10 protein-coding genes, 1 tRNA gene and 1 pseudogene are annotated in these 12,393 nt (G+C 42.3%); 8 read left to right on the plus strand and 4 right to left on the minus strand.

The window, feature by feature from the left end; genetic code table 11:
- The coding region (locus HP456_RS13095; protein ID WP_172251761.1) for an ATP-binding protein at window positions 1–893 on the plus strand (893 nt) is incomplete at its 5' end.
- Window positions 894–960: 67 nt separating this feature from the next.
- Here the strand turns inward: HP456_RS13095 and HP456_RS13100 are convergent.
- Complete coding sequence (locus HP456_RS13100) at window positions 961–1,377, minus strand: hypothetical protein (protein WP_172251763.1); 417 nt, start codon at window positions 1,375–1,377, stop codon at window positions 961–963.
- 109 nt (window positions 1,378–1,486) lie between these two features.
- Window positions 1,487–1,559, minus strand: a tRNA-Ala gene (locus HP456_RS13105).
- Between the two features lie 386 nt (window positions 1,560–1,945).
- Here HP456_RS13105 and HP456_RS13110 point away from each other — a divergent pair.
- The 3 genes from HP456_RS13110 to ltaS all read left to right on the plus strand — a co-directional run bounded on the left by HP456_RS13110 (window position 1,946) and on the right by ltaS (window position 6,915).
- Entirely contained in the window at window positions 1,946–3,469 is a 1,524-nt protein-coding gene (locus tag HP456_RS13110) for a BCCT family transporter (RefSeq protein WP_172251765.1), read from the plus strand.
- A 199-nt stretch (window positions 3,470–3,668) separates the two neighbouring features.
- A complete protein-coding gene (locus HP456_RS13115) occupies window positions 3,669–4,490 on the plus strand; it encodes a Cof-type HAD-IIB family hydrolase (RefSeq protein ID WP_172251767.1) in 822 nt (273 codons plus the stop codon).
- Window positions 4,491–4,941: 451 nt separating this feature from the next.
- On the plus strand, window positions 4,942–6,915 hold the full coding sequence (ltaS, locus tag HP456_RS13120) for a lipoteichoic acid synthase (protein WP_172251779.1): 1,974 nt from the start codon (window positions 4,942–4,944) through the stop codon (window positions 6,913–6,915).
- Between the two features lie 96 nt (window positions 6,916–7,011).
- On the opposite strand, the gene HP456_RS13125 is transcribed toward ltaS, so the two are convergent.
- Window positions 7,012–7,221: a hypothetical protein gene (locus HP456_RS13125; RefSeq protein WP_172251769.1), complete on the minus strand. Its 210-nt coding sequence runs from the start codon at window positions 7,219–7,221 to the stop codon at window positions 7,012–7,014.
- Window positions 7,222–7,591: 370 nt separating this feature from the next.
- On the opposite strand from HP456_RS13125, the gene HP456_RS13130 reads away from it, so the two are divergent.
- From HP456_RS13130 to HP456_RS13145, 4 genes are all read left to right on the plus strand, one after another.
- Window positions 7,592–8,344, plus strand: coding sequence for a DeoR/GlpR family DNA-binding transcription regulator (locus HP456_RS13130; RefSeq protein WP_172251771.1), 753 nt, complete (start codon window positions 7,592–7,594; stop codon window positions 8,342–8,344).
- Complete coding sequence (pfkB, locus tag HP456_RS13135; RefSeq protein ID WP_172251773.1) at window positions 8,341–9,252, plus strand: 1-phosphofructokinase; 912 nt, start codon at window positions 8,341–8,343, stop codon at window positions 9,250–9,252. Before HP456_RS13130 ends, pfkB begins: the two co-directional genes overlap by 4 nt.
- A 15-nt stretch (window positions 9,253–9,267) precedes the next feature.
- Complete coding sequence (locus tag HP456_RS13140) at window positions 9,268–11,145, plus strand: PTS fructose transporter subunit IIABC (RefSeq protein ID WP_172251775.1); 1,878 nt, start codon at window positions 9,268–9,270, stop codon at window positions 11,143–11,145.
- A 177-nt stretch (window positions 11,146–11,322) separates the two neighbouring features.
- Complete coding sequence (locus HP456_RS13145; RefSeq protein WP_172251777.1) at window positions 11,323–12,060, plus strand: MgtC/SapB family protein; 738 nt, start codon at window positions 11,323–11,325, stop codon at window positions 12,058–12,060.
- A 24-nt stretch (window positions 12,061–12,084) separates the two neighbouring features.
- On the opposite strand, the pseudogene HP456_RS13150 reads toward HP456_RS13145, so the two are convergent.
- Window positions 12,085–12,393 (minus strand): annotated as a pseudogene (locus HP456_RS13150) (MgtC/SapB family protein); the annotation flags it as partial.

Consider the following 12,393-nt stretch of genomic DNA (forward strand, 5'->3'; position numbering starts at 1 on the left):
AATCATTTATTCGTTCAAAAAAAGATAAGAAGGCAGTCATCGCATTAGGGCTTTCCTTTTATTACTGTGTGCTGGGGCTAACTATCTTCACTATATTAATAGGCTTTTCATTTGATTATCTGAAAGTGCAATTATTACATTTGGTCTTTATGGTGGCTGTTACTTTGTTCTGTATTGTGTTTATAGAAAAAATAAGGGAGATTCATCAGCTGCGTTCAGATGTGCAAAATTCGGAAAAATTACGGGTGATCAGTGAGCTGACCAGTGTTTTCGCTCATGAAATCAGAAATCCTATGCAAGTGACCCGCGGCTTTTTGCAGCTTTTAGACGATCCCGATCTGCCGCATAAAAAGAAGGAATATATTAAAGTATCGATTGAAGAATTAGATCGGGCAAATGAAATTATTGATGATTTTCTCGCATTTGGTAAACCCTCGGAAAATCTTAATGGAAAAGTCAATGCAGGGGATCAGGTAGAACGAGTCGCAAATCTCATTCAAAGCTTCAGCCTGAACCATCAAGTAGAGATAAAGACAGATATTGTTGGTGATTGCTGGATTGATGCCAATCCACAGAAAATAAACCAGTCATTGATTAATATTATGAAAAATGCGGTGGAGTCGATGCCGAATGGAGGAATCATCTGGGTCGCCTGCAGTCCGGACGCCGATGGATTTATCAGGATCAGCATTAAGGATCAGGGTGTCGGCATGACGAAACAACAAATTGACAGGCTTGGGAACCCTTATTATTCTCTGAAGGAAAAGGGAACAGGTCTGGGGATGATGGTCAGCTTTCAAATCATTCGTTCATTCAAAGGTAAAATCTTTGTGAATAGTGAAAAAGGGGCAGGGACAGAATTTATTATCCTTTTACCCCAGGCCGTGTTCTAGCCGAATATTCAACAAAGGTAGACGAAAGGCTCCTTTTTACAAGGAGCCTGACAATTGGAGGGAATGTTCATTTAATCAACCTCTTGTCCAATTCGCGTACTTTATCGTACGCCTTCTGCAGTTCTTCAGGAACCAGCGTCCTTCCAAACTCCCATGCATTCCGCTCAATCAAAGCTTTAAGTTCTTCGATTTCTTTATCTTCACCATACATCAGAATCCTCGTATCATGTTTATTTTTCTTAAAATCCATGTAATATCCAAGCACACGATAGAGAATGATCTTGACAATACTCTCCTCTGATTCTTTTATATTCATCTTCGCTATATAACCATTGACCTTCAAATAATTAAATCTGATTGTGTTATGGGAAACATTATAGCTCATCGGAACAGTCAGCTGATTGTTCGACTCATAGTTGATGTCTAAATTGTGCCAGGATAATGTCTGTTGGATGATTTTCTCGATATTCCATATGTATAGCATTGTGGATCACTACCCTTCGACGATTATTTCATCAGTATAAGGAGTTAATCATACTTTGTAAAACATAAAAAAACAGGGAATCCTTTAAAGGATTCCCTGTTTTCCGGTATGGAGCATAGCGGGATCGAACCGCTGACCTTTTGGCTGCCAGCCAAACGCTCTCCCAGCTGAGCTAATGCCCCGTGGTTCAATTATGCAAGCCTGTTTAGAGGCTATGAAAACATTTTAATAGATTATCTATTTTGTTGTCAATAACATTTATATAGTTAAACCAAATTTAAGGTGTTCGATTCCTTCAAACTGAGGTCCATTTAGAAGATCCCTAAAGCTGAACTTTCATGTGCCCGCCTCCATATCCAGAGCTTTCTGTAACTGATCAATGAAAACGTTACTCATTTTCATGGGTTAAGTTATTTTTTTATCGGGGTATATAGTTGTTAGCTGTATAGCGAATTAATTAGCGAGGATAATAAGGATTAGCGGAAAATAATTAGTGCGAAGCGGTTTTCTGGCTATCGAAAAGAGGTATGTTACCATTAGTAAGGTACATATTTATGAGAGGTGACACATGAAACAGGCTACACGAGTATTTTGGTATGCATTATTTATTTCATTAATCGTTGTCATTTGGGGATCTGCTGCCCCAAAGAATTTGGAAACCGTCACGGCTTCGATTACACAGGGAATCCTAAATAAATTTGGCTGGTTTTATTTATTGATTGTGATTGCAATTCTTCTCTTCTGTGTTTATTTGATGTTTTCCCGTTACGGAAAAATTAAGCTTGGCAAGGAGGGGGAAGAGCCGGAGTTCAGTAATTCCTCATGGTTTGCCATGCTATTCAGTGCAGGTATGGGAATGGGACTCGTCTTCTGGACGACAGCCGAGCCGATTTCACATGCGTTCAAAAGCAGTCCGGCAGCAGAGCTCGGGACGGATGCAGCTGTGAAAGAAGCGTTGAAGTATTCTTTTTTCCACTGGGGAATCCATGCCTGGGCGGTATACGGTATCGTCGCGCTGGTCCTTGCTTACTTTAAATTCAACCGTGGTGCTAAAGGGTTGATAAGTGCCACGCTTGCCCCGTTATTTGGCGAGAAGCGAATGGAAGGAGCATTGGGTCAGTGGATTGATGTGCTGGCCGTGTTTGCGACTGTGGTTGGAGTTGCGGCTACCCTTGGCTTCGGGTCTGCTCAAATAACAGGCGGACTTTCCTTTTTATTTGGAATACCGAACAATTTTACGGTCCAGCTAATTGTATTGGCCGTATCTACGATTTTATTCATTTGGTCTGCATGGTCAGGTATCGGAAAAGGAATAAAGTATTTGAGCAATATCAATATGGGTCTTGCCGCTCTCCTGCTGATGCTCTTATTTATCGTCGGACCAACCATGCTGATTCTAAATATGTTTACTCATACGCTGGGCAATTACGTTGCCGATTTCTTTAAGATGAGCCTTCGGATTGCCCCGATGGACTCGGATGGCCGGACATGGATCAATAGCTGGACTATCTTCTATTGGGCATGGTGGATATCTTGGGCGCCTTTCGTCGGCATCTTCATTGCGAGGATATCAAAAGGCAGAACCATCAAAGAGTTCTTATTCGGTGTCCTTCTGCTGCCGTCACTCGTGTGTTTCATTTTCTTCGCGGTATTCGGGGTATCGGCACTAAGACTAGAAAATCTGGGAATCGCCGCAATTTCTGAATTCAGTCTTGAGACTTCCACCTTCGGGACGCTCGCAGAGTATCCACTGGGTACCTTGATGTCCATCATGACGATCTTTGTCATCGCCATCTTCTTTATCACATCGGCCGATTCGGCAACGTTTGTGTTGGGAATGCTCAGTACGGACGGCCGTTTGAACCCGGGCAATCAGGTTAAAATGGCGTGGGGCTTGATTCAGTCGATGATGGCCGCCGCCGTTGTTTATTTCGGCGGTACCCAGGGACTGCAGAATATGCTCATTATCGCAGCCCTGCCATTTGCCCTTGTCATCATCCTGATGGGAGTGTCATTCTTTAAAGACATACGATCGGAATTACGGTCTCAAACTAATAATCCAAAACATAATGTACTGAAAAAAGGCAGCTGAATTTCCCAACAGAAAAGTATTTTCTATAGAATAGACCGCCATGTGGCGGTCTGTTCTATTTTGATCGTGAAATAATGCCCCTGTTCAGATCCACTTCAATTACTCTCTTCTAAACAAAAACTTTCCTTTTTAAAAAACATCCAATGGTGTTATAGTAGGAAAATATTATTTTCTTTTATATAGAAAGGATTTTCTATTCATGAATTATAAAATGATTGTTCTTGATTTAGATGATACATTGCTCCGCGATGATCAGACGATATCGGAGCGGACGAAAAAGGCTCTAGCCCAGGCACAGGAAGCAGGCGTGAAAGTCGTTCTTGCTTCAGGCAGACCGACTTACGGGATGCGTTGGGTGGCGAAAGAACTGAAGCTTGATCATTATGGAAGCTACATTTTATCTTTTAATGGTTCAAAGATAATCAACTGCAGCACAGATGAAGAAACATACAGCCGTACGCTGTCCGCTGAGACGGCTCACAGATTGTACGAATTGAGCAAACGTGAAGGGGTGGGCATCCTTACGTATTCGGACGATGCCATCATCGTGGAAGAGCCAAATGAATTTGCTGATATTGAAAGCGGGTTGACAGGACTTCCGGTTGAAGTGGTGCCAAGTTTTAAGGATGCAATTGGCGGACCGGTAGTAAAAGCATTAATGCTTAAGGAAGAAGTAAGACTTGTGGAAGTGGAGAAGAAGCTGCAGGCAGAACTCGATGGCGAGCTATGTGTGATGCGCTCAAAACCTTACTTTCTGGAATTTACGCAGCTGGGCGTAACCAAAGGTGCGAGTTTGGATTACCTGATCAGACCTCTTGGGATAAAAAAAGAGGAAATCATCGCAATCGGCGACAGCTACAATGATCTTGCGATGATTGAATATGCCGGCCTTGGGGTGGCTATGGGCAACGCACCGGATGATATCAAAGCGAAGGCTGATCACGTAACATTGTCCAATATGGAAGACGGCGTAGCAGAAGTGGTAGAAAATTATGTATTGAATAAATTATCTCATGTGTAAGAATTCAAAAAATGATTGAAGTGGGACTTCAATCATTTTTTGAATCCGCCTGTAAAATTTACATTTGGTTAATATTACAATCGCGAATCAGGTTTATAAGCAGTATAGATAAGGGGATAAAATAAAAGATAAAAAAATGAAAGACCTCCATTTACATTATTTTAACAGTTCATGTAGATTCAGCCACCCTTCACTCGTTTTTTGTGTTTCATAATTACGTAATACACCTTGATATCACAAGATTTTTCTCCGGAATAATGCCTGTTTGTCGAATTGCGGTGAAATATTTTTGTTACGATTTACACTAAATTGTTATACAGGTGAAATCAATTTCTGCTATAATACTCGTTGTTGACTCATTCGAGATTTACAAAAACTACAAATTAACTTTACAAATTTTAATATAAAAAGGTGATGAAGTATGAACTTCTTTAAGAACCGTTTCAATGACATGCGCAGTGAGATGCGTACTGGGAAGTTGACTTTCTTCTTTACAGTCGTCATTCTGTTTTGGTTAAAAACGTATGCTGTCTATCTGGCAGAATTCAATCTTGGCATTCAAAATGTCATGCAGCAATTTTTATTATTCATTAACCCGCTGAGTTCAGCGTTATTTTTCTTTGCTATTGCACTATTCTGGAAAGGCCGGGGCAGATACATTGCGTTTATCGTCATTAACCTGCTGATGTCTTTCGTCCTATATGCAAACGTCGTGTACTACCGATTCTTTAATGACTTCATTACAGTGCCGGTCATCCTGCAGGCGAAAACGAACAACGGTTTAGGCGGAAGTGCGATAGAGCTGCTTAGCCCTGTTGATATTCTCTATTTCTTGGATCTGTTCATCATAATCGGACTTGTGATCCTGAAGAAAGTGAAGCCTCAGGAAAAGCTGCGTTTCCGTGCAGTATTCGCGGTCATGACTTCTGCAGTCCTTGTATTCTTATTGAATCTTGGTCTTGCGAACATCGACCGTCCTGAATTATTGACTAGAAGCTTTGATCGAAACTACCTGGTAAAATATTTAGGTACAACGAACTTTACGATTTACGATATCGTTCAAAACTCAAAAACCCATGCCAAACGTGCAATGGCCGATGGCAATGAGGTATCAGAGGTAGAGAACTTTGTAAAAGCAAATAAAGCTGCGCCTGACCCGGATGCCTTTGGTAAGGCTGAAGGAAAGAACGTCATCTATATATCGATGGAATCTCTTCAATCATTCATGATCGGAAGAGAGTTGAATGGAAAGGAAGTTACTCCATTCTTGAACTCTTTGGTTGAAAACAAAGATGCTATGTACTTTGATAACTTCTTCCATCAAACAGGTCAGGGAAAGACATCTGATTCAGAGTTCATCATCGAAAACTCATTATATCCGCTTCCGCAGGGTGCAGTTTTCATGACTCATGCAAATAACACATATCAGTCAGCTCCTGCTATGTTAAAGGATGAAGGATACACATCAGCGGTATTCCATGGTAACTATAAAACATTCTGGAACCGTTCAGAAATGTATCGTTCAATGGGATACGATAAATTCTTTGATGCAACTTATTATGATATGAACAATCCGGAAGAACAGCTTCCTTACGGATTGAAAGACAAACCGTTCTTTGAAGATTCAATTCCGATGCTGGAAAGTCTGAAACAGCCTTTCTATACGAAATTCTTAACGTTATCCAACCATTTTCCGTTTGACCGTCATGAGGAAGACACTGACTTCCCGACAGCTGAAACAAACGATGGGGTAGTGAACCGTTATTTCCAAACATCACACTACATGGATCAGCAGCTTGAAGCTTTCGTGAACAACTTGAAGGAAAAAGGTCTCTATGACAATACAATGATTGTCCTTTATGGAGATCACTACGGTATATCGGATAATCATAACAGGGCAATGTCTGAAATTCTCGGCAAAGAAGTCGGTGCTTACGAAAGTGCTCAGTTACAGCGTGTACCGCTGTTCATCCTGAACTCCGGTGCAGAAGGTGGAGTCAACCATACGTACGGCGGACAGATCGACCTTCGCCCTACAGTTATGCATCTTCTAGGGCAGGAGACGAAAGATTATCTTACCTTTGGTCAAGATCTTCTTTCTGAGGAGCGCAAGCAGATCGTACCTTTCCGAAACGGTGACGTGATTTCTGAAAAGTATTCAAACATCAAAGGTGTTTGTTATGATAATGAAACTGGAAAACCGATTGAAGAAGGTAATGAAGAAGCAAGCAAAGCTTGTGGAGATATAAGTAAAGATGCACAAAAACGTCTGGAACTATCAGACAAAGTAATCTATGAGGATTTACTTCGCTTCTATGAACCGGAAGGATTTGAACCGATTGATCGCAAAGATTATCATTATGTGAATCCTAATCCTAAGAGTGAAGAAAATCCTGAAGCAAAGCAAGAAGAAAATCATGAATAAAGTAGTGTCATAAAAAGCCAGTTCCGGGTTGTTAACCGGAGCTGGCTTTTTTTATGTTTGTGGACGATCGCTCGTTACTGGGGATGCCGCCCTGAATTATTGAAAAGGTTCGATGTGGTCAATCTGGTTCATATGCAGATTGATGACTTCCTTTGTGTCATCAGCGTAGAAAAGTACATGTTGTTCGTTTACTTGAAGAAGTCTCCCTGAAAAGGAACGGGGTCCTTGTTTGATTTTTAGATAATGCACACTAAGTAACTGATTTCCTTCAATCCATTCTGACATTTTTCCAAGCCATTCATTCATCTCATCTCTCTCCCTTAAGCTGTTCCTCATTCCTGGTTCATACTGGAGAAAATCAATCACAATTTAAATGATCAAGTAAAAACATATTATAGTGGAACGTTATGTATAGATCTATTGTACTTTTTATTAGGTGTATTGACATTAGGTATTTGCCTGGAATTTAAAGGTATCGGTGCAGGTGGCGAGAAAACGCAGGCGGCGGGGACTGACATTAAAGAACAATTAACACTGTTGCGCCAAGAAAAGAGCAAATGATGACTGTTTTTGAACGATATTAGATTGAATTTGATGGATATTGATAGAAAATGATTGATTTCTGAAAACGTTCTCATTATAATGGGGTTAATAAGCGAATCAGCAGGAGGAATTTATGTTAACCGAAGAAAGGCACCGAATTATTTTAGACTTGCTCAAAGAGAAGGGAGCCATCAAGATCCAGGAGATTACAGAACTGACTGAGGCATCTGAATCAACGATTCGACGTGATCTGACACAGCTTGAGCAGGAAAAGTTTTTAAAGCGGGTCCATGGCGGGGCTTCAATACTTCAGGGGAAGCTGAAAGAATTGACCGTCTCTGAAAAAACATCCAAAAACCTTCACGAGAAAAAGGCGATTGCTCGCTATGCGGCCAATTTGATCGAAGAAGGTGATTGCATATTCTTAGATGCAGGAACGACGACGCTATGCATGATCGAGTTTTTACCCGAAATGGATATCGTGGTTGTGACAAATGGCTTGACTCATGTGGATGCCCTTCTGGAAAAGGGTATCCAGACGTATATCGTCGGAGGCAGTGTAAAGCCGACAACGAAGGCGATGATCGGCAGCGGAGCGGTCGAGTCTATCCGGAAATACCGATTTGACAAAACATTTCTTGGCACGAATGGTGTGCATCCTCAGTATGGATACACGACACCTGATCCCGAAGAAGCTCAAGTGAAGATGACGGCCATTGAACTTTCCAGGGAAGCAATCGTGCTAGCTGACGATTCCAAATTCGGCGAAATCGCATTCAGTAAAATTGCCGATTTGGAGAAAGCGATAATCATCACAAACGGAAGTGAAAACAGTTCCGATTCAGCTTATGCGGAACAAACTACTGTAAAGGTTGTGACAACATGATATACACCTTAACTCTGAATCCATCCGTTGACTATATTATGGAGCTCGATCAATTCACAAAAGGCGGGCTTAACCGTTCGACGGAAGAGAATGCGCTACCTGGTGGAAAAGGGATCAACGTTTCCCGTGTCCTTCATATCCTTGGAGTAAAAAGTACAGCACTCGGATTTGCTGGTGGATTCACGGGCGAATATATTAAGCAATTTTTAAGAAAAGAAAACATTGAGACTGATTTTGTCCAGGTAGATGAGATGTCACGAATTAATGTGAAAATAAAGTCGGAAGACGAAACTGAAATTAACGGGAACGGCCCATCGATCTATAAACAACAGCTGGATCAGCTTATGTATATAATCTCTAATTTATCAGAGGGTGATACGCTCGTGCTCGCGGGCAGTATCCCGGCTTCTGTTCCAAAATCTTTTTATCAGGAGGCGGCTGAGATTTGCAGGCAACGTGGAGCGCGAATTGTGATTGATGCTGAAAAAGATCTGATACAGCCGGTGCTGGAACTTAAGCCTTTTTTGATTAAACCGAATCATCATGAACTAGGTGAAATGTTTGATACAGTAATCGATTCGGTTGAAGAAGCGATCCATTACGGAAAGAAACTGAAAGAACAAGGCGTAGAAAATGTAATTGTATCAATGGCAGACAAGGGTGCGCTTCTCTTGAATGGCGAGGATGTCTATTATGCAGTCGTTCCAAAAGGGGATTTGAAAAGCTCAGTGGGAGCGGGTGACTCAACGGTCGCAGGGTTTCTTTCAGGTTTGTCAAATGGGTTAAGCCTGGAAGATTCATTCCGATTGGGAACAGCCGCAGGTTCAGCAACTGCTTTTTCCATTGGATTGTGTGAAGCAGAAAAGGTGAATGAATTATATAAACGGATTGAAATCAGTAAAACATAAAAGGGAGGAACTGCAATGCGTATAACAGAGCTGTTAAGAGAAGAGACAATCGCATTGAATTTACAGGCAGAATCAAAATCTGCCGTCATCGACGAGCTGGTTTCAGTTCTGGATAAGAGCGGGAATTTACAGGACGCAGCTGAATTTAAAAAAGCAATTCATGCCCGTGAATCACAAAGTACTACAGGGATCGGTGAAGGGATCGCCATTCCGCATGCAAAAACAACAGCGGTCAAATCACCGGCAATTGCTTTCGGAAAATCGACAGCTGGCGTTGATTATGAATCCCTCGACGGGGCATCGGCACATCTATTCTTCATGATTGCCGCAACCGATGGTGCCAACCAAACTCATCTGGAAGCGCTCAGCCGTCTTTCATCTATACTGATGGACGCTGATGTCCGTAAAGAATTATTGGACGCTGCGACCAAAGAAGAAGTTTTAGAGATTATCAATTTGCATGATAAAGAGGAGGAAGAGGAATCCGTTTCCGAAGAGACTTCAACTAGTGGAGGAAAGGTGTTAGCCGTAACAGCTTGTCCAACCGGGATTGCCCACACATATATGGCAGCAGATGCGCTTAAAGCAAAAGCGAAAGAGCTTGGGATCGATCTCAAAGTGGAAACCAACGGTTCTGGCGGGGCAAAAAACGTGTTGACTTCTGCTGAAATTGACAGTGCTGCAGCGATTATCGTTGCGGCAGATACAAAAGTGGAGATGAATCGTTTTAAAGGGAAGCCTGTCATTGAAGTTCCAGTTGCAGAAGCAATCAGAAAGCCTCAGGAATTGTTGGATAAAGCATTGAAAAAGGATGCCCCATTATACAGCGGGGGGAAATCTGATTCAGAGACAGAAGATGAAGGTGCGGAGAACAAACAGCGTACAGGATTCTATAAGCATCTGATGAACGGTGTATCCAATATGCTTCCCTTTGTTGTCGGTGGAGGGATCCTGATTGCGATTTCCTTCTTATTCGGTATCCAATCGGCTAATCCGGATCATGCAGAGTATAATGAATTTGCTGCAATGTTAAATAAAATCGGCGGGACAAACGCGTTCTACTTGATGGTGCCGGTACTTGCAGGATTCATCGCGATGAGCATTGCAGACCGCCCCGGTTTTGCACCCGGTATGGTCGGCGGATTGATTGCTGCGACAGGAGAAAGCGGATTTCTTGGCGGGATTATCGCCGGTTTCCTCGCGGGTTATGTCGTGATAGGCATTAAACGCCTGACGAATAACTTTCCGGCCGCCCTTGAAGGCATCAAACCGGTTTTGATCTATCCTTTATTGGGGATCTTCATTACCGGCTTTATTATGCTGCAATTCCTAGTAGAGCCACTAAGTGCAGTAAATAGTGGGGTACAGAACTGGCTGGATGGATTGGGGACAGGGAACCTCGTGTTACTCGGCTTGATCCTCGGCGGGATGATGGCAGTCGATATGGGAGGTCCAATAAACAAGGCTGCCTTTACATTCGGTATCGCCATGATCGAAGGCGGAAATCTTGCGCCTCATGCTGCCATCATGGCAGGAGGGATGGTGCCGCCGCTTGGATTGGCACTAGCGACGACCTTATTTAAAAAGAAATTCAATGATAATGAAAGAAAAGCCGGAATTGCCGCATACTTTATGGGTGCTTCCTTCATTACGGAAGGTGCCATCCCGTTTGCGGCAGCGGATCCATTCCGGGTCATTCCTTCAATCGTGACAGGGGCAGCGATTGCCGGTGCACTTACCATGGTATTCGGGATCGGGCTTCCGGCTCCGCATGGAGGACTATTTGTATTCCCTGTAGTGGAAGGAAATCCATTCTTCTATCTGCTGGCTGTCCTGATAGGTTCTGTCATTACAGCATTGATGGTCGGATTCTTGAAGAAGCCGGTTCAATAGTTTATGTTGCCAGGTGGTGCTCAGCGCTGCCTGGTATTTATTTTTATAACTGAATTTGTAATGAGACATACACCAGTATCAGCTCAGGCGTCTCTTCGCCCTCCGATCGTGGTTTTAAAATATTCAATATAGGTTAAAAGTATAGGTAATAGAAGAATGTGAAGAGGGGAAACGCCAATGAGCTTTTTTGAAATCATAGATCTGGAATTACCTGATGAATTTGAACTCTCCCTATACCGGATTATGTTAATCGTCGTTTTAAGCGGCTTGATCGGAATCGAGAGAGAGTCCAAAAACCACCCGGCAGGACTGCGAACACACATCCTCGTTGGAGTCGGATCCTGTTTATTGATGCTTGTATCGTTGTACGGATTCGAGCCATTCTTGGAAGAACATCCCAAATTAGTCGGCTTTGACCCGAGCCGAATCCCATCCTACGTCATCTCGGGAATTGGTTTTCTCGGGGCAGGAACAATCATGGTCCATGGGGGAGTGACGGTGAGGGGGCTTACAACTGCTGCGAGTATCTGGGTAGTTGCCGGACTCGGTCTTGTAGTAGGAATCGGTATGTATTGGGAAGCCATTTTCACTACATTTATCATTGTGATTACATTGTTCTTCTTAAATAAATTTGAATCCTTTTATAAAATGAAGGTGAGGCATAAACAACTCCTCCTCTTAAGTTTAGTTGTTCAAAAAGGGGAAGGAAACATAAGTGCCATCAATAATGCCATCACTGATCACGGCATTGAAATCACGCAATATCAAATCGAAGATGACGATGACCTTAAAGGTCTGGAACGCTTCAAATATTCTCTCCTTCTTCTTACGCCTGATACAGTCAACTTCAATGGCGTATTGGAAGTGGTCAAAGAACTGCCATTTATAGAAAAGGTTCAGCTCCATAAAAAATAACCCAGGTGTTCAAGGGATTATTTTCTATAAACTTTCTATCTCAACGTCCTTGATTCCTTTGATTTCAGAAATCGTATAATAAATATCTGTTGTCTTCTTCCTGAAGTCGACGATGATCTTCAATTCAAGGAGATGCTGATTGTTCTTTAAATCCTTGATCCGGATATTTTCAATTGCGATGTCTTCATCTTTGATTTTCTCTATAATCGTTTTGATTTCATGCTTTTCCTTGATGGTCGCCCGCAGGAATAACTCCTTTTCCCTTAAACGCTTCGGGCCTATGAAGGTGATGATTGTAGGAACGACTTCTACCGAGACAATAATAAGGATGAC

Origin of the sequence: Bacillus haikouensis, assembly GCF_013179555.1 — a bacterium.
Classification (GTDB): Bacteria; Bacillota; Bacilli; order Bacillales; family Bacillaceae_B; genus Rossellomorea; species Rossellomorea haikouensis_A.

What these genes read in the sequence shown, in the direction of transcription:
- HP456_RS13100 (WP_172251763.1), bottom strand. Translation starts at nt 1,377, where the DNA reads ATGCTATACATATGGAATATCGAGAAAATCATCCAACAGACATTATCC.
- HP456_RS13110 (WP_172251765.1), top strand. Translation starts at nt 1,946, where the DNA reads ATGAAACAGGCTACACGAGTATTTTGGTATGCATTATTTATTTCATTA.
- HP456_RS13115 (WP_172251767.1), top strand. Translation starts at nt 3,669, where the DNA reads ATGAATTATAAAATGATTGTTCTTGATTTAGATGATACATTGCTCCGC.
- ltaS (WP_172251779.1), top strand. Translation starts at nt 4,942, where the DNA reads ATGCGCAGTGAGATGCGTACTGGGAAGTTGACTTTCTTCTTTACAGTC.
- HP456_RS13125 (WP_172251769.1), bottom strand. Translation starts at nt 7,221, where the DNA reads ATGAATGAATGGCTTGGAAAAATGTCAGAATGGATTGAAGGAAATCAG.
- HP456_RS13130 (WP_172251771.1), top strand. Translation starts at nt 7,592, where the DNA reads ATGTTAACCGAAGAAAGGCACCGAATTATTTTAGACTTGCTCAAAGAG.
- pfkB (WP_172251773.1), top strand. Translation starts at nt 8,341, where the DNA reads ATGATATACACCTTAACTCTGAATCCATCCGTTGACTATATTATGGAG.
- HP456_RS13140 (WP_172251775.1), top strand. Translation starts at nt 9,268, where the DNA reads ATGCGTATAACAGAGCTGTTAAGAGAAGAGACAATCGCATTGAATTTA.
- HP456_RS13145 (WP_172251777.1), top strand. Translation starts at nt 11,323, where the DNA reads ATGAGCTTTTTTGAAATCATAGATCTGGAATTACCTGATGAATTTGAA.